Below are 24,870 nucleotides of genomic sequence, written 5' to 3'. Positions count from 1 at the left end.
TTCCGACAACTCGTGGCGGCGGCCGCAGCGGTGGTGGCGGAGCGGCCGGTCAGTGCCGGGCGTGGCGGAGCAGCAGGGTGCCGTCGTCGGCGCGAAGGACGTGCCGTAGCGGCAGGTGCCGGGCGGGACTCGGGTCACCGGCGGTGATCCGGCCGGGCCCGGCCCCGGCGAGCAGCGGTGCGATCGAGAGGCACACCTCGTCGACCAGGTCGGCGGCGGTGAGGGCGCCGAACAGGTGCGGACCGCCCTCGCAGAGTAGTTGACCGAGCCCGCGACGGCGCAGGTCGGCCAGCCCGGCGACCAGATCGACCCGGTCCTCGCCGTGGCGTACCAGATCGGCCACCCTGGTCAGGCCGGGCGGCGCTGTCGCGTCCCGGCGGGTCAGCACCACGGGGCGCACGGGCGCGTCGGCGAAGGCAGCCTGGGCCGGATCGAGGTCGAGCGAGCCGGAGACCACGACCAGGGTCGGATACTCGGTCAGCCCGTGCGCACGCCGCCAGGCCCGGCGTCGCTCATCGAGCCGGATCGCCCGGTAACCCTCGTGACGCAGTGTGCCGGCGGCCACCAGCAGCGCGTCGCAGAGCATCCGGAGCAGTCCGAAGACCCGCTTGTCGGGTGCGCCGGACAGCCCGGCCGAGTAGCCGTCGAGGCTGACCGCGCCGTCGACGCTGGTCACGAAGTTCATCCGCAAGTGCGGTTGCCCGGCGCGGCCGTACCGGGCGATGAGCGTGTCGTCGTCCACCGGCTCGGGTGACGGGTCCGGCCAGAGGACGGAAATCGGTGCTCCGTTGCTCATTCGCCGGCCGGACCGGTGACGGGAGGGGTCGGTCGGGGGGTACGGTGCTGGCAGTCGCACCAGTTCCGGCCCGGGCAGTCGTCGTGCCGCCGCGCCCGGCACGCTCGGCAGATCATGCTCGCAGCCTATGCCGAGGGAGGATGGGACACCCATGCCGCGTCAGATCTTCCAGCTGAGGATGTCCCTGTCCGGGGTTCGTCCGGCGATCTGGCGCCGGGTGCTGGTACCCGGCGGTTACACCCTGGACCGGCTGCACCGGGTGGTGCAGCACGCGATGGGCTGGCACGACTGTCACCTGCACTCGTTTGAGATCGACGGCGTGCAGTACGGCGAACCCGACCCCGACGGCGAGCTGGCCCTGCACGACGAGTTGGACGTCCGGTTGGACGCGGTGGTCGGCAAGGGCAGCCGGTTCCACTACACGTACGACTTCGGTGACTGGTGGGAGCACGACCTGCTGGTGGAGGACGCCCTGACCGCCGAGGCGGACGAGCGCTATCCGCGCTGCCTCGACGGGGAGCGGGCCTGCCCACCGGAGGACGTCGGCGGGCCACAGGGCTACCTGGTGCTGCTCGCCGCGTTGGCCGAGCCGGGCCATCCGGAGCATCTGACGATGCGGGACTGGGTGGGTGCCGGCTTCGACCCGGCGGCCTTCGACGCCGGCCGGGTGGACACCCTGTTGCGTCGTCTCTGCTGAAACACCGCTTCCGGATCGCAACCCAGCTGCCTTTCCCGATTGTTTGCCGGGTCAAACGAGCTGCGTGGTAACGATCTGGGATCGCTCCCACTGGACTATTGACACTCCCGACACCTGCCGGCAATCTCATGGGAGCGTTCCCAAGAGGCGTGGATCACATGGCGCGCGCTTGGGCGCCGACCCCGGCTGACGCAGCCGGTGTCGGCAGGCGCTGCGGCACCCCCCACCACAGACAAATGCAGCCTCACCATCGAAAGAGGGGTCAGGATGAGCCTCACCACGCGGCGTTCCCGCATGGCGGCAGCCGCCCTGGCCGCGATCACCGCTGTCGGCGGTCTCGCGGCTTGCGGCAATGACGACGACACGCCGGCTGAGGGCGAGAAGCCCGCGAAGCTGGTCGTCGACACCTTCGGCGAGTTCGGCTACGACGAGCTCATCAAGCAGTACGAGCAGCAGACCGGCATCAAGATCGAGCTGCGCAAGACCGCACAGCTCGGCGAGTACCGGCCGAAGCTGGTCCGTTACCTCGCCACCGGCAAGGGCGCGGCCGACGTGACCGCCCTGGAAGAGGGCATCCTCAACGAGTTCAAGGCCAACCCGCGCAACTGGGCTGACCTGACTCCGCTGGTGTCGTCCGAGATCGCCGACGACTACCTGCCCTGGAAGTGGGAGCTGGGCAAGGCGCCGGACGGTCGGCTGATCGGCCTGCCGACCGACGTCGGCAGCCTCGCGGTCTGCTACCGCAAGGACCTCTTCGAGGCGGCCGGCCTGCCCACCGAGCGGGACGCGGTCTCGGCGCTCTGGCCGGACTGGAACGGCTTCCACCAGGCTGGCCAGAAGTACAAGCAGGCCACCGGCAAGGCGTTCATCGACTCGATCACGGCGGTCTCGAACGGCGTGCTGTTCCAGCAGGGCAGCGACCTGTTCTACGACAAGGAGAACAACATCATCGCGGACTCCAGCCCCGCGGTGAAGGCTGCCTGGGACACCGCCACCTCGATGGTGGACATCTCCGCCAAGGCGTCCACCTGGTCGCCCGAGTGGTCCGGCGGCTTCAAGCAGGGCACCTTCGCGGCCACCTTCTGCCCGTCCTGGATGCTCGGCATCGTCGCGGACAACTCCGGTGAGGAGAACAAGGGCAAGTGGGACGTGGCGGCCGTGCCGGGCGGCGGCGGTAACTGGGGCGGCTCGTGGCTGGCTGTGCCGGAGCAGAGCAAGTACCCGGAGGAGGCGGCGAAGCTCGCCGAGTTCCTGACCAACGCCACCAGCCAGGTGGAGGCCTTCAAGGCCAAGGGCCCGCTGCCCACCAACCTGGAGGCGCTGAAGAACGAGGCCTTCCTCAGCTACACCAACGAGTACTTCAGCAACGCGCCGACCGGCAAGATCTTCGGCGAGAGCGTCGCCCAGATCCAGCCGATCCACCTGGGCCCGAAGCACCAGGCGGTCAAGGAGAACGCGTTCGAGCCGGCGATGCGGGCGTTCGAGAACGGGCAGGCCAGCAAGGATGCGGCCTGGGAGCAGTTCACTAAGGACGCGCAGACCCAGGGCGTCTTCTGAGTGATTCCCTTCCGGTGGCGTTCGGGACTACCCGGACGCCACCGGTCGGTCCCCACCGCGCAGCATCCTGCGTGAGGGCCCCCGGGCCTCGCTGGAAAAGGAAACTCGAATGAGCGAGCGTAAGCGAGCGAATCATCACCTCAGTGCCGTGGTGCCTCGTGGCGGCACGGAGCGCAGCGGAGTGTCGTCATGAGCCTGTCGGCCACGACGGCACCGCCGTCGCCAGCAGCACCACCCCCCGATGTCCCCGCCCGGCGCCGCCGGGGCTATCTCTTCAACCGCCTGGATCTCAAGTACTCCCCGTACCTCTACATCGCGCCGTTCTTCCTGATCTTCGGAGCCTTCGGGCTGTACCCGATGCTGCGCACCGCGTGGATGTCGCTGCACGACTGGGACATGGTCGGCGAGCACACGTTCATCGGGCTCGACAACTACACCGAGTTGTTCTCCGACGAATACTTCTGGAACGCGCTGGTCAACACGTTCGGCATCTTCGCCCTGTCGACCATCCCGCAGCTGCTGATGGCGCTGTTCCTGGCGAACCTGCTCAACCAGACCCTGCTGCGCGCCAAGACCTTCTTCCGGATGGCCATCTTCGTGCCGAACGTGGTTTCGGTGGCCGCCGTCGCGATCGTCTTCGGCATGCTGTTCCAGCGAGACTTCGGCCTGTTCAACTGGCTGCTCGGTCTCGTCGGGGTGGACCAGATCGACTGGCGTGCGCAGGAGTGGAGTTCCTGGACCGCGATCGCCACGATGGTCAACTGGCGGTGGACCGGCTACAACACCCTGATCCTGCTCGCCGGCATGCAGGCCATCCCGAAGGATCTGTACGAGGCGGCTGCGATCGACGGGGCCAGCCCGTGGCGGCAGTTCTGGCAGATCACCCTGCCGATGCTCAAGCCCACCTTCATCTTCGTGGTCATCCTCTCCACGATCGGCGGCATGCAGCTGTTCACCGAGCCGCTGCTCTTCGCCAACGGCAGCATCATCGGCGGCAACCAGCGGGAGTTCCAGACGCTGGCGATGTACATGTACGAGAAGGGCATCTACAACCTGAGTACCGCAGGTTACGGAGCCGCGGTCGCCTGGGCGATCTTCATGATCATCGTCCTCGTGTCGCTGATCAACTTCATACTCGTCCGCCGCGCGGCCAAGTGAGGAGAGATCGATGATCTCGGCTTCAAAGCGCCTGTGGCGCACCAGTCCACTGACCTACATGGCGCTCGTCCTGGCGGCGTTGCTGTCGATCTACCCCTTCTACTACATGATCGTGATCGGCACCCGGAGCCTGGAGTCCATCAACGACGTGCCGCCGCCGATGACCCCGGCCGGCGCGTTCGGTGACAACTTCGGGCGGGTGCTCGACAACGACGCGGCCAACTTCCTCAAGGGCCTGATGAACTCGATCATCGTCTCGTCGGTGGTCACCGTGTCGGTGGTGCTCACCGGCTCCCTGGCCGGCTTCGCCTTCGCGAAGCTGCGCTTCCGCGGTCGCAACGTGCTGCTGCTGGCGATCATCGTCACCATGATGATCCCGACCCAGATGGGTCTCATCCCGCTCTGGAGCATGATGCAGTCGCTGGGGTGGTACGACACCCTCTACGCGGTGACCGTGCCGTTCCTGGTCAGCGCCTTCGGCGTCTTCATGATGCGGCAGTACGCCAGCCAGGCGATCTCCGACGAGCTGATCGAGGCCGGCCGCGTCGACGGTGCCAGCACCTTCCGGATCTACTGGAACATCGTGCTGCCCGCGCTGCGCCCAGCGGCCGGCGTGCTCGGTCTGCTCACCTTCATGGAGACCTGGAACTCCTTCCTCTGGCCGTACGCGATCCTCACCCCGGAGAACCCGACCCTGCAGGTCTCGCTCTCCTTCCTCTCGTACGCCTACTACACGGACTATTCCCAGGTCTTCGCCGCCACGGCGGTCGGCACCATCCCGCTGGTGCTCGTCTTTCTTCTCTTCGGCCGCCAGATCATCGGCGGGATCATGGAAGGTGCAGTCAAGTCGTGAGCAACCCCGCCACCCCGCCCGCCGTCGGCGTCCTCGACGAGCGTCCGCCACTTACCTTCCCGCCCGGCTTCCTCTGGGGCGCGGCGACCGCCGCGTACCAGATCGAGGGCGCGGCGAACGAAGGCGGTCGGACCGCGTCGATCTGGGACACCTTCAGCCACACCGAGGGTCGGACGGTCGCCGGGCACACCGGCGACGTCGCCTGCGACCACTACCACCGGCTCAGCGACGACGTCCGGCTGATGGCCGAGCTCGGGCTGAAGTCGTACCGGTTCTCGGTGTCCTGGCCCCGGGTGCAGCCGGGCGGATCGGGTCCGGCGAACGCCGAAGGGCTCGACTTCTACCAGCGGCTGGTCGACGAGCTGCTGGCCAACGGAATCGAGCCCTGGCTCACCCTCTACCACTGGGATCTGCCGCAGGAGTTGGAGGACGCCGGTGGCTGGCCGGCCCGGGACACCGCCGCCCGGTTCGCCGACTACTCGCTGTTGGTGGCGGACGCGTTGGGCGACCGGGTGAAGTACTGGACCACGCTCAACGAGCCCTGGTGCTCGGCCTTCCTCGGGTACGGCTCCGGGGTGCACGCCCCGGGCCGCTCCGACGGGGCCGACGCGGTCCGTGCCGGACATCACCTGATGCTCGGCCACGGGCTCGCCGTGCAGGCGCTGCGTACGGCGGTGCCACAGGCGCAGCTCGGGGTGACCGTCAACCTGTACCCGGTCACCCCGGCCAGCGACTCGCCGGGCGACGTCGACGCGGCCCGGCGGATCGACGCGCTGGCCAACCGGTTCTTCCTCGACCCGATCCTGCGCGGCGCCTACCCGGACGACCTGGTGGCCGACCTGGCGAAGGTGACCGACTTCGGCCACGTTCACGACGGTGACCTGGCTACCATCTCCACTCCGTTGGACGTGGTGGGCGTCAACTACTACAGCCGGCACGTGGTGGCCGCGCCGATCCCCGGCGAGCAGCCGGAGGCCTACTGGCGGGACCAGGCCTGCTGGCCGGGCAGCGAGGACGTCCGGTTCGTCACCCGGGGGGTCCCGGTGACCGACATGAACTGGGAGATCGACGCTCCCGGGCTGGTGGAGACGCTGCGTCGGGTTCACGAAGAGTACACGGACCTTCCGCTCTACGTGACCGAGAACGGCTCGGCCTTCGTCGACGAGGTTGTCGAGGGTCAGGTCGACGACGTCGACCGGCTGGCCTATTTCGACGCCCACCTGCGCGCCTCCCACGAGGCGATCAGCGCGGGCGTCCCCCTGCGGGGATACTTCGCCTGGTCGCTGATGGATAATTTCGAGTGGGCCTGGGGCTACACGAAGCGGTTCGGCATGATCTACGTCGACTACGACAAGCAGACCCGCATCCCCAAGTCCAGTGCCAGGTGGTACGCGGAGGTGATCCGACGCAACGGTCTGGCCGCACAATAGGGCGATGGCCAGCCAGTAACGGGCGGCCCGGCACCAGCGCTGGTGAAGGTGCCGGGGCCGCCTGACGTCGGAGGAGCAGACGATGACAACGCAGCGCACCCGGTCGCTCGGGCGGCCGACGCTCGACGCGGTTGCCGCCCGCGCCGGGGTGGGCCGCGGCACGGTCTCCCGGGTGGTCAACGGCTCCCCGCAGGTGAGTCCGGAGGCCCGGGCCGCCGTGCAACAGGCCATTGCCGAACTGGGGTACGTACCCAACCGCGCGGCTCGGGCGCTGGTCACCCAGCGGACCGACTCGGTGGCCCTGGTGGTCAGCGAGTCCGGTGAGCGAATCTTCGCCGAGCCGTTCTTCGCCGGCATCGTCCGGGGGATCAGCTCCGCCCTGCTGGAGACGCCGTTGCAGCTCTGGCTGGCCATGGCCCAGTCGCCGCTGGAGCGGGAGCGGGTCGAGCACCACCTGACCAACCAGCACATCGACGGCGTACTGCTGCTGTCGCTGCACGACGACGATCCGCTGCCCACCCTGCTGGAGGAGCGTGGCCTGCCCACCGTGCTCGGCGGACGGCCCGCGCGGATGCTGCACCCCGAGGCGCAGCCCGCCTCGTTCGTCGACGTCAACAACGCCGGTGGGGCACGCCAGGCGGTCGAGTACCTCGCCGGTCGGGGACGGCGGCGCATCGCCACCATCGCCGGCCCGCAGGACATGGGCGCCGGCCTGGCCCGGTTGTCCGGCTATCGGGATGCGGTCCGCACCGCCGGGTTCGGCGTCAACCCCGACCTGATCGCGTACGGCGACTTCAGCGAGGAGAGCGGCGCGACGGCCATGCGGGGGTTGCTGGAGCGCTGCCCCGACCTGGACGCCGTCTTCGTGGCCGCCGACCTGATGGCCTTCGGTGCCATGCGGACGCTGCGGGAGGCCGGCCGTCGGGTGCCGCAGGACGTGGCCGTGGTCGGTTTCGGCGACGAACCGATCGCCCGGCAGGCCAACCCGCCACTGACGTCGGTGTTCCAGCCGGTGGAGGAGATGGGCCGGCAGATGGCGCGGCTGCTGGTCGACCGGATCCGCGGCGACGAGCTTGCCACTCCACACGTCGTCCTGGACACCCAGTTCGTCGAGCGCGCCTCCGCCTGAACCACGCGCCACCCCGGGCGGGTGCTGGCGGCGGGTCGTACGCGGGCCGGTGCTTACCCGCCCCGCGATAACTCTCCGCAGTTCTGACGCTGTGTCACTTCTCCCCGTCGGCACTCAGTGCCACCTCGCACGCTTTGCTCTGCTTCAACCCACGCACTAGCGCCTGAACTGCGGTAATGCGAAGGCGGGATCGAGTCACCGGCTCGGCGCGGTTGCTGAAAGTAACTGTTGCGTCGGTTGAAGCAGAGCAAAGGTGGGGCACACCGGGTCTGGGGGAGCGGCGAAGACCACGGAAAGTCACGCCGGAGGGCTTGTCGGATGCGGATCTGATCAGCCGGGTGGGCGGTGGTGTTCAGGCCGGGGCGGTCCAGCGGCGAAGCTCGCGTTTGGCGAGGCTGTTGCGGTGCACCTCGTCGGGACCGTCGGCGAGGCGCAGGGTGCGGGCCTGGGCCCAGAGCGCGGCGAGGGGAGTGTCCTGGCTGACCCCGGCCGCGCCGTACGCCTGGATGGCCTTGTCGATGACCCACTCGGCCATCGCCGGTGTGGCGATCTTGATGGCCTGGATCTCGGTGTGTGCGCCCTTGTTGCCGACGGTGTCCATCAGCCAGGCCGTCTTGAGCACCAGCAGCCGGGCCTGTTCGATGCGGACCCGGGCCTCGGCGATCCACTCGCGTACCACGCCCTGCTCGGCGAGCGGGCGGCCGAAGGCGACCCGCTCGACGGCCCGACGGCAGAGCAGTTCCAACGCCCGCTCGGCCATCCCGATCAGGCGCATGCAGTGGTGGATCCGGCCGGGGCCGAGCCGGGCCTGGGCGATGGCGAAGCCGGTGCCCTCGGCACCGACCAGGTTCTCCGCTGGCACCCGTACGCTGTCGAAGTCGATCTCGGCGTGCCCGCCGTGTGAGGCGTCGCTGTAGCCGAAGACCCGCATCCCCCGACGGACGGTGACCCCGGGAGTGTCGCGCGGGACCAGGATCATGCTCTGCTGGCGGTGCCGGTCGGCGGCCGGGTCGGTCTTGCCCATCACGATGAGGATCTCGCAGGCCGGGTCCATCGCGCCGGAGGACCACCACTTGCGGCCGTCGACCACGTAGTGGTCACCGTCGCGGCGGATCGACGTGGCGATGTTCGTCGCGTCGGAGGAGGCCACGTCGGGCTCGGTCATGCAGAACGCGGAGCGGATCTCGCCCGCCAGCAGCGGCGTGAGCCAGCGTTCCTGCTGGGCGGGGGAGCCGAACTCGGCGAGCAGTTCCATGTTGCCGGTGTCCGGTGCGGCGCAGTTGAGCGCCTCTGCAGCGAGGTGCGGGCTGCGGCCGGTCAGTTCGGCCAGCGGGGCGTACTGGAGGTTGGTCAGCCCGGCACCGTGGCGCGGATCGGGCAGGAAGAGGTTCCACAGGCCGCGTCGGCGCGCCTCGGCCTTCAGCTCGGCCAGCACCGGCGGGCGGGCCCACGGGTCACCGGCGGCGGCCACCTGGGCGGCGTGCACCGGCTCGGCCGGGTACACGTGCCGCTCCAGGAAATCGGTCAGCTCCGTGCGCAGCTGCTCGGTCCGGGCGTCGTACGCGAAGTCCATCAGGTCTCCCTCACCGCGGTCAGTCCGTGTGCGACCAGCGGGGCAACGAGGCCCCCGATGGTGTCGAAGCCCTCACCGAGGGTCTGGCCGAGGGTGTGCCGGTAGTGGATGCCCTCGCAGATGACGGCGAGTTTGAAGCAGCCCAGCGCGATGTGCCAGTGCAGCGGGCCGACGTCGACGTCGCTGCGGCCGGCGTACCGGTCGATCAGCTCGGCGCCGCCGGGGAAGCCGGCACGCGGGCCCAGACCGTCGGCGACGGGGTTTCCGTCGGAGGCCGCACTGCCGCCGAGCACCTCCCAGTACGTCAGCAACAGCCCCAGGTCGGTCAGCGGGTCGCCCAGGGTGGCCATCTCCCAGTCCAGCACCGCCGTCACCGTCACCGGGTCGACGGTGGCGAGCAGGTTGTCCAGCCGGAAGTCCCCGTGCACGATCCGGCCGGCGTTGGCCCCGTCCGGCGCGGTGGCGGCGAGCCGGTCGCGTAGCTCGTCGATGCCGGGCACCGGCCGGCTGCGGGAGCGGTCGAGCTGCCCCGACCAGCGGCGGACCTGCCGGGCCAGGAACCCTTCCGGGCGGCCGAAGTCAGCCAGCCCGACCGCCGCCGGCTCCACCGTGTGCAGCGTTGCCAGGGTGTCCATCATCGTCATGGCCAGCCCGTGTCGCTGCTCGTCGGTGAGCCGGTCGGTGCGGGAACGGCTCCGGAACACCTCGCCCGGCACCCGCTCCATCAGGTAGAACGGCGCCCCCAGCACCTCCGGCTCGGGACAGAGCAGCAGGGCGCCGGGCACCGGGACGTCGGTCGGGGCGAGCGCCGAGATGACCCGGAACTCCCGGGTCATGTCGTGCGCGGTGGCCAGCACGTGCCCGAGCGGGGGTCGACGCAGCACCATCTCCCGCTCGCCGGCGTGCACCAGGTAGGTCAGGTTCGACCGGCCACCGGCGATCAGCTCGGCCCGTAACGGGCCGGCGGCCAGATCGGGGCGGTGCGCCGCCAGGTGGTCGCCGAGCCGGTCCAGATCCAGACCGGCGGGCGAGCCGGCGGTCGGTTCGGTCATCCGGACAGTCCATGGCAGCTCCGGCGGGTTGTCAAGGTCAGGTTTGACCCTCGGGACATGCCGCCGCAACAGGGACGAAATGGTCAACTGCCAGGCTGACACCAGCCTGCCGGCCACTGTGCCGGCCCGCCGAGCGGAGGGTTTGAGATGTTGCTGCGCGTTCGGGTCACCCTGCCGGACCGTCCTGGCACGCTCGGTCAGGTCGCGCGCACCCTCGGCGTGTCCGGGGCGGACATCGTCCAGGTGGTCGTGCTGGAACGCCTCGGCGGGCGGGCGGTCGACGACTTCACGGTGGTGTGGCCGGGCGTCGCGCGGGTGGAACGTCTGCTGGCCGGCCTGGCGGCGATCCCCGGCGTACGGGTGGACGGGGTCTGGCGGGCGATCGGCGCGCCCACCACCACCGGCCAGGATGCCGAGCTGCTGGCCCAGGTCGCCGCCAACCCGGCCGACGGGCTGGCGACCCTTGTCGACGCGGTGCCAGGGCTGCTCGCCGCCGACTGGTCCGTCGCCGCGATGGTGCCGGTGGACTGGGCATCGCGTACCGGAGGGGGCGGTGCGACGGTCGGGCACGCCAGTTGGCGTACCCCGGTGCCGCCGATGCTGCCGGAGGTGACCCCGCTGCGCGCCCGGTCGATGACCGCGCCCGACGGCGGCCATTTCGCGGTCGCACCGTTCGGTCGGGCCGGGCTGGTGCTGGTGGTGTCCCGCGAGCACAGCGAGACCCTAACGCCGGCCGCCTTCCACTCCACCGAGGTGGACCGACTGGCCCAGCTGGTCCGGGCCTGCGCCGTGATCCTCGGTGACCGGCTCGACCTGGTGGGCGCTCCGCCGGTCAGCGCCAAACCCTGAGCCGTTGTGACGCAGACCGCAGGGCCGATCGCGGCTGGACACGGTGAGGCAACCGACCGGCAACAGCCGCGGACGAGGGTGGCAGGCGAAGGGAGGCAACGATGACGCTGTGGCGGATCCGAGCCACCGTGGACGACCGACCGGGTTACCTGTCGGTGCTCACGGCGAGCCTCGCGTTGCGTGGAGTCAATATCCTCACCGTGCAGGTGCACACCACCGAGCAGGGTGCCGTCGATGATTTCCTCGTCGACGCGCCGGACACCCTCGACGAGGCGGGACTGCTCGCCGCGGTCGAGCGGGGCCGGGGGCGGGACTGCTGGGTGGCGCGCAGCGAGGCGCGTGGCCTGGCCGATCAGCCGACCCGGGTGCTCGGGCTGGCGACCCGGCTGGTGCACGACCCGGACGCGACAGGTGAGGTGCTACGGGCCCTGCTCGGCGCCGACGAGGTGACCTGGCGGGCCGCGCCGGCCCTGGCCCGGCCCGGGATCGACGGGATGACGATGCTGCTGGCCGACCCGAACGGCGGGTCGTACACCCTGCGCCGGGTCGCGCCGAGCTTCACCCCGGCCGAGTACGCCCGGGCCCAGGCGCTGCTCGAACTGGGGGCCACCGCAGCCCGGCGCAGCACCGAACAGGTCACCGTGGTCCTGCCCGACGGTGCCGAGCTGACCGTACGCCCCGCCGTGGCGGAGGACCTGACGGCCGTGGTCGAGTTGCACCAGGCCTGCTCGGTGCGCAGCCGGCAGCGCCGTTACCTCGGCGGTGCGGTAATTCCCTCCCCGGCCCGACTGCGTCGGCTCCTGGAGCCGGCCCGTGGGCTGACCCTGGTCGCCGCGACGACCGGCTCCGGCGGGGCGGCGGAGTCGGTCGTCGCGATGGCGAACCTGCTCGCCGAGGGCGATGAGGCCGAGGTGGCGCTGTTGGTACGCGACGACTGGCAGCGCCGTGGGCTGGGCTCGACGTTGCTGCGTCGGTTGACCCGGCAAGCCGAGTCGGCCGGCTACGCGGCGATGGTGCTGCACGTCCAGGCGGACAACGCGCCGATGCTGCGTACGCTGCGCCGGTTGTCCCGGCCGACCACCGTCCAGCGGGACGGCGCACTGCTGACCATGACCGTGCCGTTGGCCGCCGAGGTACCGGCGGCAGCGAAGAGCGCCGGCTGACGGCCCAGACGACCGACCTCCGGTGCGGAGGCCGGTGAGGTGGGCAGGATTCCCGGTGCGGGGGTCCTGCCCACCGCGTGCCTCCTGACCGGATGCGGTCAGATGCTCGGAGGTAGGGCGGTGCGGTCCTGGAAGTTGCCGTAGAGGCGATCGTCGTCGCCCACGGTCACGGCCTGGACCAGCAGATCCCCACCGACGAAGGCACCCTTCCAGGAAGCGCCCCGGCCGCCGAACGGCTCCTGCCGGTCACCCCGGGAGCGGGGCCGGTTGATGCCCACCTTGAAGGCTTGCAGGTCGACTGCCAGCTTCGCCGCCTCGTCGGTGTCGTCGCAGGCGAGGGAGGCCACCAGCGCGCCGTTTGAGGCGTTCATCTGGGCCAGCAACTCGTCGGTGGTGTCGACCACGACGATGGTGTCGACCGGGCCGAACGGCTCGGCGTGCATGAGCCGGGACCGGCCGGGTGGGGCGAGCAGCACCGACGGCGCGACGTACGCCGAAGTGTCCTGCCCGGGCAGGAACGGCGCGCCGTCGAGTTTGCCCCGGTACAACGGGACGGCGCCGCCCCGTACCGCCTCGTCGACCTTGCGGTGCAGCTCGTCGGCCTTGGCGGCGCTGATCAGCGGGCCGAAGTCCAGCTCCGGCAACGGGTCTCCGGCCTGCCAGGTCTCGCCGACCGCGAGCGGGTGCCCGAACCGGACCGAGCGGACCACCGGCAGGTACATGTCGAGGAACTCGTCGACCAGGTCCCGCTGGACCACGAACCGGGGGTACGCGGTGCAGCGCTGTTTGCCGTACTCGAAGCCCTTCTTGAGGTGAGCCGCGAGCAGATCCCACTGGGAGAAGTTCCAGATGCCCCAGGCGTTGAGGCCCTCCTGCTCGATGAAGTGGCGTTTGTTCGAGTCGAGCAGCGCAGCAGCCACCTTGCCCCCGTTGGAGCGGCCACCCACGAACGCCACCGCGCCGATCTCCGGTGCCCGTACCAGCACCTCGGACAGCGCCTCGCCGCTGCCGGAGAGCAGGGTGGCGGGCAGTCCGGCGCGGTGCAGCAGCGCGTGCGCCACGGTGAGACAGACCGCGCCGCCCTGGGACGGTGTCTTGGCGATGACCGCGTTGCCGGCGAGCAGCTGCACCAGTTCGGCGTGCACCAGCACGCTCATCGGGTAGTTCCAGGAGGCGATGTTGCTGACCGGGCCGGGCAGCGGGGCGCGACCGCCGGCGAGCATCCGATCGATCTCGTCGACGTACCAGCGCACCCCGTCGAGTGCGCGGTCCACGTCGGCGCAGGCCAGGCGCCACGGCTTGCCGATCTCCCAGACCAGCAGCAGGGCCAGCAGGTCGCGCTGGGCGGTGAGGGCGTTGAGGGCGTCGGTGACCCGCGACCTGCGTTCGGCCAGCGGGGTCTCCGCCCAGCTGGCGTGGGCCGCGGCGGCGTGCGCGACCGCGTCGTGGGCGGTCGCCGCGTCCAGTCGCGGCAGGTTGACCAGCACGCTGTTGTCGACCGGGGTACGCGTCGGCGTGGGCGTGCCGCCGGTGCGCCACTCGCCGCCGACCAGGTTCCGCAAGGTGGTGGTGCCGTCGCCCAGGCGGTCGAACGCCTCACCGGTGGCGGCCACCGCCTGGGCGAGGGTGTCTGGCCAGGAGGTTCCGTCGGCGAGTCGTAGAGCCATCGCGATCTCCTCAGGTGGGCGGGGAGCGGCCGTCGAGGGGTGCCGCCAGGTGCCGCGTACTGTCGCGTGCCGCCCAGCGCGACGGCAACAGTACGGTCCGTATTGCAGGACACCCGAGGCTTGGCGCTCCTGAGTGGATGGTGCGTCCTGTCCCGTGGTCGACGCCTCTCACCTGCCGATTTTCCGCACGCATATCGTCGCACATCGATGATGTGAACATTCCCCCTTTGTTACTGGCGAGTACGATCGCGGCTACCCGGCGGTGGCATCGGCCTGGGAGGCGTCCACTCGTACCCAACGACGAGAACGGCCGCCGGAGGGGTGCCGGCGGCCGTTCTGGGATGGTGCTGTCAGCTGGTGAAGGTGATCCCGTCACGCCGACGTCGCAGCGCGACCAGGGCGACACCGCCACCGATCAGGCCGACGCCGACCAGAGCCATGGTCGTCGCCGCCGCGCCGGTGACCGGCAGGCTGCCGTCGTCGTCACCGCCGCCACCGCCGGTGCCGTTCGACGGGCTGGCCGACGGCGTGTCCGACGGGACCGGCGACTCGGGGACGGTCGGCGTCGGGGTGGGCGACTCCGAAGTGGTGGGCGTGGGCGTCGGTGACTCCGGGGTCGGCTGGCCGGCGCAGGTGTGGCTGAGGTTGAAGCGGTCACCCTGGCCGCTGATCGTGGCGCTACCGTCCACCAGCGTCCACCCGGCCGGGGTGAACAGATAGGCGTGGATAAGTCGGGACTCGTTCTGCCCAGCGGGGTAGAGCGCGTCCGGGTAGGCGTCGGCGGCGTCGGGCACGGTGACGTCGACCGTGCCGGAGCCGTTGTCGAAGGTGAGTGTCAGGCTCTCGAAACCGCCTGCGGACGGACCGCCGGGCAGGACGAAGTGCCAGCCGTCGTGGTCGGCGGGGCGATCGGCGAACCTGGTGTCCGCGCACTGCTGCTGGAAGTCGGCCGCAGTGGAACCCTGGTGGGCCGAGTGAAGCGGAACTGTGCTGCTCGCCCAGGCCGGGGCGGCGAGGGCGAGGAGGGCCGTGGCGGCGACGCCGGAAACGGCCGCACGCGCCACGTGCCGACGCTGTGGCATGAGAATTCCTCCGGATCTCAGCGGGATGACGGCACATGCTCGCATCCGGATGGCCGGTTCTGATCTCGGGCGAACGGTCTGACCTGGGCAGACCTGAAGTCGCGATGTGCCCGCGAGGGTGTCTCCGGGGCTGTCGGCGCGCGTGTCGGTGTAACGCCAGACGGCCCTCCGACGCCCAGCGGCATCGCCGGGCGGGCTTCCCAACCGACGGTGCCCGGATTACATTGTCAACTATCCATGGGAGCGCTCCCGGTCCTGTTGGAGCCACCTCGCCGCCACCACCACCGCCGGCAGCCGTCCACCCCGACGCGGGCACGCGTCCGGTCGATGCCGTCGGGCACGCATCGACAGGAGTAGTCGCATGCATCTACCCCCACGGTCGGGCCACGTCCACGCCGACCGACCTCTGCCGAACCAGCCCTGGCCGCGTCACCGCACCGACCAGCCCTGGCCCCGCCGGATGCTGGCCGCCGTCACCGCACTCGCCGCCGGCCTCGCGCTCGCGCTCGGCGTACCCGCGACCGGTGCCGCCGCCGCGCCGACCGACGGTGCCGGTGCCGCCGCCGCAGCCCCGGCCTTCAACTACGCCGAGGCGCTACAGAAGTCCCTGCTGTTCTACGAGGCGCAGCAGTCCGGGGAACTGCCCGACTGGAACCGCGTCTCGTGGCGCGGCGACTCGGCGCTCCGCGACGGCTCGGACGTCGGACTTGACCTCACCGGCGGCTGGTACGACGCCGGTGACCATGTGAAGTTCGGCTTTCCGATGGCATTCAGCACCACCATGCTGGCCTGGGGCGCGGTTGAGTACCGGGCCGGGTACGCGGCGTCCGGCCAGCTCACCCACCTGCTGAACAACCTGCGCTACGTCAACGACTACTTCGTCAAGGCGCACCCGTCGCCGAACGTGCTGTACGGACAGGTGGGCAACGGCGACGACGACCACAAGTGGTGGGGGCCGGCCGAGGTGATGCCGATGGCGCGGCCCGCGTACAAGATCGACGCGAGCTGTGGCGGCGCGGACCTGGCGGGGGAGACCGCCGCCGCGATGGCCGCCTCGTCCATGGTGTTCCGACCCACCGACGCCGCGTACGCCGACAAGCTGCTGACCCACGCCCGGCAGCTCTACACCTTCGCCGACACGGTGCGGAAGAACTACCACGAGTGCATCACCGACGCGACAAGCTTCTACCGGTCCTGGAGCGGCTACCAGGACGAACTCGTCTGGGGTGCGATCTGGCTGTACCGGGCCACCGGCGACGCCGCGTACCTGGCCAAGGCCGAGAGCGAGTACGACAAGCTCGGCACCGAGCCGCAGACCACCACCCGCTCGTACAAATGGACCGTGGCCTGGGACAACAAGCAGTTCGGGGCGTACGTGCTGCTGGCCAACCTGACCGGCAAGCAGAAGTACATCGACGACGCCAACCGGTGGCTGGACTTCTGGACCGTCGGCGTCAACGGCGAGCGGGTCCGGTACTCGCCCGGCGGGATGGCGGTGCTCGACTCGTGGGGCGCGCTGCGCTACGCCGCCAACACCGCGTTCGCCGCGCTGGTCTACAGCGACAAGACCACCGATGCGACCCGCAAGGCGCGCTACCACGACTTCGCCGTCCGGCAGATCAACTACGCGCTCGGCGACAACCCGCGCAACTCCAGCTACGTGATCGGCTTCGGCGCCAACCCGCCGAAGAACCCCCACCACCGCACCGCGCACGGCTCCTGGTGGGACAGCCAGACGGTGCCCACCGAGACCCGGCACACCCTCTACGGCGCGCTTGTCGGCGGGCCGTCCTCGCCGAACGACGCGTACACCGACAACCGGTCCGACTACGTGATGAACGAGGTCGCCACCGACTACAACGCCGGCTTCACCTCCGCGCTGGCCCGGCTCTCCCAGGAGTACGGCGGCACCCCGCTGGCCAACTTCCCGGTCCCCGAGCAGCCCGACATCGACGAACTGACCGTGGAGACCACGGTCATGCAGAACGAGACACGAGCCACCGGCATCAAGGCGATCATCTACAACAAGTCGGCCTTCCCGGCCCGGGCACTGACCGACGCGAAGTTCCGCTACTACTTCCGGCCCGACGGCACCGGCCCGGTGCAGGTGACCTCCAGCTACACCCAGGGCTGCCCGGCACCGACCACCGCCCGCCAGGCCAGCGGCGACCTCTGGTACGTCGAGGTCGACTGCACCGGGCACACCATCGCGCCGGCCGGCCAGTCGCAGCACCGGATGGAGGTGCAGTTCAAGGTCGGTGTGCCCGAGGGCGGCACCTGGGACCCGGCGAACGATCCGTCGTACCAGGCCACCGCCGGGCCGAACCGCAACGTGCCGCTCTATTCCGGAGGCGAGGTGGTGTGGGGCTCGGAGCCCGCGCCGGACGCCCCCGACACCACCCGGCCGACCACCCCCGGCACCCCGGTGGCCACCTCGGTCAGCTCCCGAGCGGTGAGTCTTACCTGGGAGCCGTCCACCGACTCCGGCAGCGGGGTCGACGTCTACCTTGTCAGCACCCGCCAGATCGGCAGCGACGCGATCACGTTGAGCAACGCCAGCACCAACTCGCTGACGATCGACGTACTGCCGGCCCGGACGTACGAGTTCAGCGTGGTGGCCCGGGACAGGGCCGGCAACACGTCCTTCTCGTCACCGTCGCTGAGCGTGACGACTCCCGCCGTGGACACGGGGGACACCGTCCCACCGACCACGCCCGGCACGCCCACGGTCTCCGCCGTCACCTCGACCGGTGCGACGCTGACCTGGGCTCCGTCGACCGACAACGTGGGCGTCGTCGGGTACCGGATCTACCGTTCGTACCTGGTCGACACCCTGATCGACACGGTCACCGAGCCGACCTATCGGCTGACCGGCTTGACTCCTGACAGCGCGACCCCGTTCTACGTGGTCGCGATCGACGCCGCCGGCAACGCCTCGCCGCCCTCGCAGACGGTGATGGTGACCACCTCGGCGCCACTGCCCACGTCGCCCTGCCGGGTCACCTACGGCAGCAACGACTGGAGCAGCGGTTTCACCGCGAACATCACCATCACCAACACCGGTACGACCGCGATCAACGGCTGGACGCTGGCGTTCAGCTTCCCGAACGCCGGACAGCGGGTCGGCCAGGGCTGGTCGGCCACGTACGCCCAGACCGGTGCGGCGGTGACCGCCACGAACATGTCGTACAACGGCAACCTGGCACCGGGCGCGTCGGTAGGCATCGGCTTCAACGGCACCCACACCGGCAGCAACCCGAAGCCCACCACGTTCACGCTCAACGGCGCCACCTGCACCATCGGCTGACGCGAATACCGGTTCCCCGGGTCGCAGCCGGGCCGGCCGGTGCAACGCTCCGCTGCTGGCATGTCACACAGGAACGATCACGCCTGTGTGACATGCCAGCACAGCGGCGTCCGCTCGGGACCGCTGCTGTGGCCGGGCGTGCTGCGCGGCGGAGGCCGACCTGTGCTGGTCGGCGACCTGTGGCTGGCGGCGCTTCCCGACCGGCCGAACACAGCGAGCAATGCTCGCTCTGCGTGGCATAGGCGGCGTCAGACCGTTGCCCCACCTCGCTCCCTTTGCTCTGCTTCAACCCACGCAATAGCGCCTGAGCAGGGGTTCCGCATTGGCCGGTGGCCAAGCAGGCGACGATCGCCGTCACTTTCGGTAAGCGTTGCGTTGGTTGAAGCAGAGCAAAGGGAGCGGAGTGGAGTGGCTGGAGGGGGCAGACGTCACGGTCTGTCAGGAGCAGTGCGTCGGGGAGGAGGGCAGGCTCCGCCCGGACGAGTCCGGCCGGGGCGTGGCGTCAGCGCAGGTCGTCGGCGAGGAGGTCCATCAGCAGGCCGTCGTGCCAGCGGCCGTCCTCGCCACGCTCGTAGCGGCGCATCACCCCGACGGTCCGGAAACCCACCTTCGCGTACGCCCGGATGGCGGCGGTGTTCGCCGCCGCCGGGTCGATGGTGAAGCGGTGGTGGCCGTGCACGTCGATCAGGTGGCGGATCAGCACGCGGATGGCGTCCCCGGCCAGACCGGCGCCGCGTACCGAGGGGTCGAGGAAGATGTCGAGCCCGGCGTGGCGGTAATCCGGGTCATTTTCGGCGTGCCACTGAATCGCGCCGACCACCCGGTCGCCGTGCTCGATGGCGTACACCGAGGTGCCCTCCTCGGCGAGATCCGCCTCGACGGCGGCGACCAGGTCGTCGCCACCGCGCCACCAGCGGCGTACCTCGGGCTCGGCGCGGATCCTCGCCAGCGCGGGCACGTCGGCGGCCGTCGCCGGTCGTAGGGTCACCGCCTTGCCGCGCAGCATCCGCTCAGCTCCGAATCTCGCCGTGTTCCACGCAGATCGCTGACCAGCCGACCGGCAGCACCTGCACCTTCATCCGGCGTCGGCACCGCGCGCAGTACCGGGGCGGCTCCAGGACGCGGGCCGCCGCACACTGTTCGTGGGCGCCGGACGCTGCCGCCTCCCCGCACCTGTCGCACCAGGTCTGAGCTGCCACGGCTGGCATCACAGGGTCGCCGACAGCGCCTTGACCGGCATCTTCAGCTCGTCGAGCAGCTTGAGGTCGTCGGTGGCCGGTCGGCCGAGGGTGGTCAGGTAGTTGCCGACGATCACGGCGTTGATGCCGCCGAGCAGCCCGTCGCGGGTACCGAGATCACCCAGGGTTATCTCGCGGCCGCCCGCGTACCGCAGGATGGTGCGCGGCATGGCTAGCCGGAACGCGGCGATGGCCCGCAGCGCGTCCCTGCCCTCCACCACCGGGCGGTCACCCAGCGGGGTGCCGGGCCGAGGGTTGAGGAAGTTCAGTGGCACCTCGTGCGGATCGAGCTCGGCGAGCTGCGCGGCGAACTCGGCCCGCTGCTCGACGGTCTCACCGAGGCCGAGGATGCCGCCGCAGCAGACCTCCATGCCGGATTCGCGGACCATCCGCAGGGTCTCCCACCGCTCCTCCCACGAGTGCGTGGTGACCACGTCCGGAAAGTACGACCGGCAGGTTTCCAGGTTGTGGTTGTAGCGGTGCACACCCATGTCGACCAGCTCGTCGACCTGCTCCTGAGTGAGCATGCCGAGCGAGGCGGCGACCTGGATGTCGACCTCCGCCTTGATCGCGGCGACCCCTTCACGCATCTGCTTCATCAGCCGGTCGTCCGGGCCCCGGACGGCGGCCACGATGCAGAACTCGGTCGCCCCGGTCGCGGCGGTCTGCTTCGCCGCCTGCACCAGCGAGGGAATGTCCAACCACACCGACCGCACCGGCGAGGTGAACAGGCCGGACTGGGAACAGAAGTGGCAGTCCTCCGGGCAGCCGCCGGTCTTCAGCGACACGATGCCCTCGACCTCGACCTCCGGGCCGCACCAGCGCATCCGCACCTCGTGGGCGAGCTGAAGGGTGGCGGACAGGTGCTCGTCGGGCAGGTTCAGCACGGCGAGGACACCGGCCTCGTCGAGACCGACGCCGTTGTGCAGCACCTGGTCCCGGGCCTGGTCGAGGATCTCTGGCATGGCACGTACCCTACAAGGCCGCCGCGCCGCCCGGTCCGACCCGGCCGCCCGGTGGCTCAGCGCGGCGAGCCGTACGGCGCCACGCCGGTGCGGGCATCCCGGGTGGTAACTTCGCCCGGCGGAAGCGCCTGACGGGCGGAACCGGCGGGGAAGGGACGTGGCGGTGGCGGACTGGCTGGCGGCGCTGGACCGCCGCGCCGAGCTGCGGGCCAAGGCGGGACTGACCCGCCGGCTGCATCCGCGCGCCGCCGCCGACGGTGTGGTCGACCTGGCCGGCAACGACTACCTGGGCCTGGCCGCGCACCCTGAGGTGGTTGCCGCCGCCGCGCAGGCCCTTGCCGCGTACGGGCTGGGAGCGACCGGTTCACGGCTGATCCGCGGCTCCACCGAAGCCCACCACACGCTTGAGGAAACGCTCGCCGAATGGCTCGGCACCGACCGGTCGCTGGTCTTCTCCTCCGGGTACCTGGCCAACCTCGGTGCGGTCCGCGCGCTGGTGCGTCCCCGTACGCTGCTGATCTCCGACGCGCACAACCACGCCTCACTCATCGATGGCTGCCGGATCTCCGGCGCGGAGACGGTGGTGACCCCGCACGCCGACGTGGCGGCGGTCGCCGCCGCCCTTGCCGCCGCCCCGGGCCGACCGGCCGTGGTGGTCACCGAGTCGGTCTTCTCCGTCGACGGTGATCTCGCCCCGTTGGCGCGGCTGCACGCCACCGCCCGCGAACATGGCGCGTTGCTGCTGGTCGACGACGCGCACGCGCTGGGCGTGGTCGGCCCGGACGGCGCCGGCGCGGTGGCCGAGGCCGGACTGACCGGCGAACCCGACGTGGTGGTCACCGCGACCCTGTCCAAGGCGCTCGGTGGGGCCGGTGGCGTGGTGGCCGGTCCGGCCGAGTTCGTCCGGCACCTGGTGGAGACCGCGCGGACCTTCATCTACGACACCGCCCTGCCGCCCGTGGTGGCGGCCGGGGTGCAGGCCGCCGTCGGGCTGGCGCGCTCCGGCGCCGGCCTGCGCGCCGAGCTGGCCGAGCGGGCCGCCCACGCGGTCGGCCGGCTGCGCGCCGCCGGCCTGGACGTCTCCGCTGCCGACGCCGCCGTCGTCTCGATCACCGCGCCCAGCCCGGAGGCGGCGACGGCGTGGGCCACCGCCTGCCGGGACCGGGGGGTGGCGGTCGGCTGTTTCCGCCCGCCCTCCACCCCCGACAGCCGGTCGAGGCTGCGCCTGACCGTCAGCGCCGGGGTGCCGCGCGCGGACTTCGAACACGCCCTGGAGGTCATCGTGGAATGTGCGCCATGACGGATCAGTGGCGTGGACCGGTGCTTGTCACCGGCACCGACACCGAGGTCGGCAAGACGGTGGTGACCGCGGCGATCACGGCCGCGGCGCAGGCGGCCGGGCTGCGGGTGGCGGTGGTCAAACCCGGTCAGACCGGTACGGCCACCGGCGATCCCGGTGATGTCGAGACGGTCGCCCGGCTGGCTGCCCCGATGACCTGTCGTACGCTGGCCAGCTTTCCGGACCCGCTCGCGCCGTTGGCCGCTGCCCGGGTGGCCGAACTGCCGCCGCTGGAGCTGTACAACGCGGTCGACGCGGTGCGGGAGGAGGCCGACAAGCACGATCTGGTGTTGGTCGAGGGGGCCGGCGGACTGCTCGTACCGATGGGCCTGCGGCCGTCTGGGGAGCCGTGGACCGTCGCCGACCTGGCCGTGTCACTGGGCGCTCCGGCGGTGGTGGTGGCTCGGGCCGGCCTGGGCACCCTCAACCACACCGCGCTCACCCTGGAGGCCCTGGACCGGCGGGCCGTGCCGGCGGGCGTGATCATCGGCGCCTGGCCGGCTGAGCCTGAGCTGGTGCACTGGGCGAACCTCAGTGACCTGCTGCCGAATCTGCTCGGCGCGTTGCCGGCCGGGGCCGGGGCGATGGACCCGGGAGTGTTCCGGCGTTCCGCGCCGGGCTGGCTCACCCCTGCCCTGTACGGCGTGCTCGACGACTGGCGCGCCTGGGCCGACGAGACCACCTGAGCCGAACCCGTCGACCTGCTGACTTTCGTCAGTGCCGACACCGGCCGGGCGTGGGTAGCGTGACCGTCGTGTACAAGAGGTGGCGTGACCTGCTGCTCTGGGCGGTGCTGGCCGCGCCGTTCGGGTACGTCGGTGCCACCCCGCCGCACTCCCGCGACGCCGTGGTGTCGCTGCTCATCGGCCTGGGCGGGGCCAGTGTCGCGGTCGCGGTCAGCCGGCGGCTGCCGCTTGTCGCCCTGCTCGTGGTGGTGCTCGGCACGCTGCTCGACGGAAACTTCGTCTTCGCCATCCCGGTGTTCAGCTACCTGGCCGGACGACGCAGTCCGCGTACGATGCCGGTGGCCGTGGTGTTCGCGGTGATCGCGGCCGGTGGCACGGTGCTCAATCTCGGGCTCCTCGGCACCGGCATGGCCACCTGGTTTCTGCTGGCCACGGTGCTGCTCTTCGCGGGCGTCTTTCCCTGGCTGATCGGCAGGTACCGGCGGCAACAGGCAGCGCTTCTCGACGCCGGTCGCCGCTACGACCAGGCTCGCGCACAAGAGCGACAGGGAGAGGCGGAACGGATCCGGTTGCGTGAGCGGGCCCGCATCGCGCGGGAGATGCACGACTCGCTCGGGCACGCGCTGAGCCTGATCGCGCTGCGTGCCGCCGCATTGGAACTCGCCGACGACCTCAACTCCCGGCATCGCGCCGCCGCCGGTGAGCTGCGGGCCAGTGTGGCCGAGGCGACCGAGCGGCTGCACGGAATAATCGGGGTGCTTCGTGAGGAGACCGCGCCGGTCACCACCCGTCCCGCCGGGGAGGACATCGCCGACCTGGTCGACGGCGCGCGGGAGGCCGGCATGGCGGTGCGGCTGGACCTACGGAGCATGTCGCCGGATCCGCATGAGGTGCCGTCGGGTCTGCTGGACGTGCCGCCGGCCCTGCCCGAGTTGACGTCGCACGCCGCGTACGGGTTGGTTCGCGAGGCGCTGACGAACGCCGCCCGGTACGCGCCCGGAGCCGAGGTGACGGTCAGTCTGGTCCGGCGGGGGGACGGTGTGGTGGTGGAGGTGGTGAACGAGTCGCCGCCGGCCGGTCCGCTGCCCGGGCCGCCGGCCACCGGTTCCGGCCTGCTCGCCCTGGCCGAACGGGTCCGGCTCGCCGGTGGCTCGCTCAGCGCCGGGGCATGCCCGCAGGGCGGCTTCGCCGTCCGAGCCCGGCTACCTGTGCCTACCCCCGCCACCAACGCTGACGTCGCCTTCGCGGCCCGGCCCGACGTGATCGGCATGCCCGACGCGGCTCCGGGCGGCTCGGCTGCTGCCGGCGGCAACCCGGATGGCGCGGCAGCCCGCCGGCAGGTTCGGCGCAGCCTGCTGGTGGCGCTCGGCGCACCCGTCGGTATCGCGATGGCACTGTCGCTGATCTACTACCCGGTCGCCACCGTCGGCGCGGTGCTGGACCGGAGCACCTTCGAGGAGTTGCCTGTGGGTGTGGCCCGGGACGACCTGGTCGGCCTGCCGCCCCGGCAGGTGGACCGGCCCGCCGACGCCCGGCCGGACTGCGAGTACTACACCGACGGCAACTTCCCATTCGCCCAGCCGACGTGGCGGTTGTGCTTCCTCAACGGTCGGCTGGTCAGCAAGGAGCGGGTGAACGAATGACAAGTGTTCCGGTGGAGCCGGTACGGGTGCTGTTGGCCGACGACGAGGCGATGATCCGGGCCGGTGTCCGGGCGATCCTGGCCACCGACCCCGGCATCGAGCTCGTCGCCGAGGCTGGCGACGGCCGGACCGCTGTGGAACTGGTCCGGGCCCACCGACCTCGGCTGGCCCTGCTGGACATCCGGATGCCGAAGCTGGACGGGCTTGCCGCCGCCGCCGAGATCCGTCGGTCGGTGCCGCAGACGGCCACCATCATGCTGACCACGTTCGGCGAGGACGACCATGTGGCGCGGGCGCTGGGGCACGGGGCGAGCGGCTTCCTGCTCAAGTCCGGCGACCCGCGGGAACTCATCGCCGGGGTGCACGCGGTAGCCGGTGGCGGCGCGTACCTGTCCCCGACCGTGGCTCGCCGGGTGATCGAGTTGGGCGGCGACCGGGTCGCCCGCCGACCGTTGGCCCAGGACCGGCTGGCCGGGCTGACCACCCGGGAACGGGAGGTGCTGGCGCTGGTCGGGGCGGGACTTTCCAACGCCGAGATCGCCAGCCGCTTGTATCTGGTCGAGGGCACCGTGAAGACCTACCTGACGAGCATCTTCACCCGGCTTGAGGTGCGTAACCGGGTGCAGGCGGCGATCCTCGCGTACGAGGCGGGGCTGGTCGAATCGGTCGAATAGGACCAGCCCCGT

Annotated in this window: 21 protein-coding genes; 13 read left to right on the top strand and 8 right to left on the bottom strand. The window is 70.9% G+C overall.

Going from position 1 to position 24,870, the window contains the following annotated elements; all coding sequences use genetic code 11:
- Nucleotides 1-49 precede the first annotated feature (49 nt).
- Complete coding sequence (locus O7624_RS07755) at nucleotides 50-796, bottom strand: pyrimidine reductase family protein (protein WP_282239501.1); 747 nt, start codon at nucleotides 794-796, stop codon at nucleotides 50-52.
- Nucleotides 797-947: 151 nt separating this feature from the next.
- On the opposite strand from O7624_RS07755, the gene O7624_RS07750 reads away from it, so the two are divergent.
- From O7624_RS07750 to O7624_RS07725, 6 genes are all read left to right on the top strand, one after another.
- Entirely contained in the window at nucleotides 948-1,493 is a 546-nt protein-coding gene (locus tag O7624_RS07750) for a plasmid pRiA4b ORF-3 family protein (protein ID WP_282239500.1), read from the top strand.
- Nucleotides 1,494-1,760: 267 nt separating this feature from the next.
- Nucleotides 1,761-3,050 (top strand): extracellular solute-binding protein, encoded by a 1,290-nt coding sequence (locus O7624_RS07745; protein ID WP_282239499.1) that lies wholly within the window; start codon nucleotides 1,761-1,763, stop codon nucleotides 3,048-3,050.
- A gap of 189 nt (nucleotides 3,051-3,239) precedes the next feature.
- Complete coding sequence (locus O7624_RS07740) at nucleotides 3,240-4,208, top strand: sugar ABC transporter permease (RefSeq protein WP_282239498.1); 969 nt, start codon at nucleotides 3,240-3,242, stop codon at nucleotides 4,206-4,208.
- Between the two features lie 10 nt (nucleotides 4,209-4,218).
- Complete coding sequence (locus tag O7624_RS07735) at nucleotides 4,219-5,061, top strand: carbohydrate ABC transporter permease (RefSeq protein WP_093402872.1); 843 nt, start codon at nucleotides 4,219-4,221, stop codon at nucleotides 5,059-5,061.
- Complete coding sequence (locus O7624_RS07730; protein ID WP_282239497.1) at nucleotides 5,058-6,491, top strand: GH1 family beta-glucosidase; 1,434 nt, start codon at nucleotides 5,058-5,060, stop codon at nucleotides 6,489-6,491. The genes O7624_RS07735 and O7624_RS07730 overlap by 4 nt, the downstream gene beginning before the upstream one ends.
- Nucleotides 6,492-6,573: 82 nt before the next feature.
- Nucleotides 6,574-7,620, top strand: coding sequence for a LacI family DNA-binding transcriptional regulator (locus O7624_RS07725; RefSeq protein ID WP_093402874.1), 1,047 nt, complete (start codon nucleotides 6,574-6,576; stop codon nucleotides 7,618-7,620).
- A gap of 352 nt (nucleotides 7,621-7,972) precedes the next feature.
- On the opposite strand, the gene O7624_RS07720 is transcribed toward O7624_RS07725, so the two are convergent.
- Both O7624_RS07720 and O7624_RS07715 read right to left on the bottom strand, forming a co-directional pair.
- Entirely contained in the window at nucleotides 7,973-9,193 is a 1,221-nt protein-coding gene (locus tag O7624_RS07720) for an acyl-CoA dehydrogenase family protein (protein ID WP_282239496.1), read from the bottom strand.
- Nucleotides 9,193-10,245 carry a phosphotransferase family protein gene (locus O7624_RS07715; protein ID WP_282239495.1) on the bottom strand — a complete coding sequence of 351 codons (1,053 nt, stop codon included), beginning with the start codon at nucleotides 10,243-10,245 and terminating at the stop codon, nucleotides 9,193-9,195. Before O7624_RS07715 ends, O7624_RS07720 begins: the two co-directional genes overlap by 1 nt.
- Before the next feature lie 147 nt (nucleotides 10,246-10,392).
- Here O7624_RS07715 and O7624_RS07710 point away from each other — a divergent pair, with 147 nt between their 5' ends.
- Entirely contained in the window at nucleotides 10,393-11,094 is a 702-nt protein-coding gene (locus tag O7624_RS07710; protein ID WP_093403185.1) for an amino acid-binding protein, read from the top strand.
- A 101-nt stretch (nucleotides 11,095-11,195) separates the two neighbouring features.
- Nucleotides 11,196-12,257, top strand: coding sequence for a GNAT family N-acetyltransferase (locus tag O7624_RS07705; protein WP_282239494.1), 1,062 nt, complete (start codon nucleotides 11,196-11,198; stop codon nucleotides 12,255-12,257).
- A 98-nt stretch (nucleotides 12,258-12,355) separates the two neighbouring features.
- On the opposite strand, the gene O7624_RS07700 is transcribed toward O7624_RS07705, so the two are convergent.
- Together O7624_RS07700 and O7624_RS07695 are read right to left on the bottom strand one after the other, a co-directional pair.
- Complete coding sequence (locus tag O7624_RS07700) at nucleotides 12,356-13,924, bottom strand: aldehyde dehydrogenase family protein (protein WP_282239493.1); 1,569 nt, start codon at nucleotides 13,922-13,924, stop codon at nucleotides 12,356-12,358.
- 350 nt (nucleotides 13,925-14,274) lie between these two features.
- Nucleotides 14,275-15,006, bottom strand: a complete 732-nt coding sequence (locus tag O7624_RS07695; RefSeq protein ID WP_282239492.1) for an LPXTG cell wall anchor domain-containing protein — start codon at nucleotides 15,004-15,006, stop codon at nucleotides 14,275-14,277.
- A gap of 460 nt (nucleotides 15,007-15,466) precedes the next feature.
- Between O7624_RS07695 and O7624_RS07690 the strand changes: the two genes are divergently transcribed.
- Complete coding sequence (locus tag O7624_RS07690; protein WP_282240570.1) at nucleotides 15,467-18,313, top strand: glycoside hydrolase family 9 protein; 2,847 nt, start codon at nucleotides 15,467-15,469, stop codon at nucleotides 18,311-18,313.
- A 502-nt stretch (nucleotides 18,314-18,815) separates the two neighbouring features.
- On the opposite strand, the gene O7624_RS07685 is transcribed toward O7624_RS07690, so the two are convergent.
- The 3 genes from O7624_RS07685 to bioB are packed head-to-tail and all read right to left on the bottom strand — an operon-like array spanning nucleotide 18,816 to nucleotide 20,516.
- The gene (locus tag O7624_RS07685; protein ID WP_282239491.1) at nucleotides 18,816-19,319 is read right to left on the bottom strand and encodes a GNAT family protein; all 504 of its coding nucleotides are present in this window, start codon (nucleotides 19,317-19,319) and stop codon (nucleotides 18,816-18,818) included.
- Between the two features lie 4 nt (nucleotides 19,320-19,323).
- Nucleotides 19,324-19,521 carry a hypothetical protein gene (locus O7624_RS07680; RefSeq protein WP_282239490.1) on the bottom strand — a complete coding sequence of 66 codons (198 nt, stop codon included), beginning with the start codon at nucleotides 19,519-19,521 and terminating at the stop codon, nucleotides 19,324-19,326.
- Entirely contained in the window at nucleotides 19,521-20,516 is a 996-nt protein-coding gene (bioB, locus tag O7624_RS07675) for a biotin synthase BioB (protein ID WP_282239489.1), read from the bottom strand. The genes O7624_RS07680 and bioB overlap by 1 nt, the downstream gene beginning before the upstream one ends.
- A 163-nt stretch (nucleotides 20,517-20,679) precedes the next feature.
- Here bioB and O7624_RS07670 point away from each other — a divergent pair, with 163 nt between their 5' ends.
- From O7624_RS07670 to O7624_RS07655, 4 genes are all read left to right on the top strand, one after another.
- Entirely contained in the window at nucleotides 20,680-21,816 is a 1,137-nt protein-coding gene (locus tag O7624_RS07670) for an 8-amino-7-oxononanoate synthase (protein ID WP_282239488.1), read from the top strand.
- Nucleotides 21,804-22,541, top strand: coding sequence for a dethiobiotin synthase (gene bioD / locus O7624_RS07665; protein ID WP_093402885.1), 738 nt, complete (start codon nucleotides 21,804-21,806; stop codon nucleotides 22,539-22,541). Before O7624_RS07670 ends, bioD begins: the two co-directional genes overlap by 13 nt.
- A gap of 68 nt (nucleotides 22,542-22,609) precedes the next feature.
- On the top strand, nucleotides 22,610-24,184 hold the full coding sequence (locus O7624_RS07660) for a histidine kinase (protein WP_282239487.1): 1,575 nt from the start codon (nucleotides 22,610-22,612) through the stop codon (nucleotides 24,182-24,184).
- Nucleotides 24,181-24,858: a response regulator transcription factor gene (locus O7624_RS07655; RefSeq protein WP_282239486.1), complete on the top strand. Its 678-nt coding sequence runs from the start codon at nucleotides 24,181-24,183 to the stop codon at nucleotides 24,856-24,858. The genes O7624_RS07660 and O7624_RS07655 overlap by 4 nt, the downstream gene beginning before the upstream one ends.
- Nucleotides 24,859-24,870 lie beyond the last annotated feature (12 nt).

Source organism: Verrucosispora sp. WMMD1129, assembly GCF_029581255.1.
Classification (GTDB): Bacteria; Actinomycetota; Actinomycetes; order Mycobacteriales; family Micromonosporaceae; genus Micromonospora; species Micromonospora sediminimaris.
This window is presented reverse-complemented; position numbering and strand designations above follow the sequence as displayed.

Bases quoted from the DNA above. Each gene is read 5' to 3' on its own strand.
- O7624_RS07755 (WP_282239501.1), bottom strand. From the start codon at position 796: ATGAGCAACGGAGCACCGATTTCCGTCCTCTGGCCGGACCCGTCACCC.
- O7624_RS07750 (WP_282239500.1), top strand. From the start codon at position 948: ATGCCGCGTCAGATCTTCCAGCTGAGGATGTCCCTGTCCGGGGTTCGT.
- O7624_RS07745 (WP_282239499.1), top strand. From the start codon at position 1,761: ATGAGCCTCACCACGCGGCGTTCCCGCATGGCGGCAGCCGCCCTGGCC.
- O7624_RS07740 (WP_282239498.1), top strand. From the start codon at position 3,240: ATGAGCCTGTCGGCCACGACGGCACCGCCGTCGCCAGCAGCACCACCC.
- O7624_RS07735 (WP_093402872.1), top strand. From the start codon at position 4,219: ATGATCTCGGCTTCAAAGCGCCTGTGGCGCACCAGTCCACTGACCTAC.
- O7624_RS07725 (WP_093402874.1), top strand. From the start codon at position 6,574: ATGACAACGCAGCGCACCCGGTCGCTCGGGCGGCCGACGCTCGACGCG.
- O7624_RS07720 (WP_282239496.1), bottom strand. From the start codon at position 9,193: ATGGACTTCGCGTACGACGCCCGGACCGAGCAGCTGCGCACGGAGCTG.
- O7624_RS07715 (WP_282239495.1), bottom strand. From the start codon at position 10,245: ATGACCGAACCGACCGCCGGCTCGCCCGCCGGTCTGGATCTGGACCGG.
- O7624_RS07710 (WP_093403185.1), top strand. From the start codon at position 10,393: ATGTTGCTGCGCGTTCGGGTCACCCTGCCGGACCGTCCTGGCACGCTC.
- O7624_RS07705 (WP_282239494.1), top strand. From the start codon at position 11,196: ATGACGCTGTGGCGGATCCGAGCCACCGTGGACGACCGACCGGGTTAC.
- O7624_RS07700 (WP_282239493.1), bottom strand. From the start codon at position 13,924: ATGGCTCTACGACTCGCCGACGGAACCTCCTGGCCAGACACCCTCGCC.
- O7624_RS07695 (WP_282239492.1), bottom strand. From the start codon at position 15,006: ATGCCACAGCGTCGGCACGTGGCGCGTGCGGCCGTTTCCGGCGTCGCC.
- O7624_RS07690 (WP_282240570.1), top strand. From the start codon at position 15,467: ATGCTGGCCGCCGTCACCGCACTCGCCGCCGGCCTCGCGCTCGCGCTC.
- O7624_RS07685 (WP_282239491.1), bottom strand. From the start codon at position 19,319: ATGCTGCGCGGCAAGGCGGTGACCCTACGACCGGCGACGGCCGCCGAC.
- O7624_RS07680 (WP_282239490.1), bottom strand. From the start codon at position 19,521: ATGCCAGCCGTGGCAGCTCAGACCTGGTGCGACAGGTGCGGGGAGGCG.
- bioB (WP_282239489.1), bottom strand. From the start codon at position 20,516: ATGCCAGAGATCCTCGACCAGGCCCGGGACCAGGTGCTGCACAACGGC.
- bioD (WP_093402885.1), top strand. From the start codon at position 21,804: ATGTGCGCCATGACGGATCAGTGGCGTGGACCGGTGCTTGTCACCGGC.
- O7624_RS07655 (WP_282239486.1), top strand. From the start codon at position 24,181: ATGACAAGTGTTCCGGTGGAGCCGGTACGGGTGCTGTTGGCCGACGAC.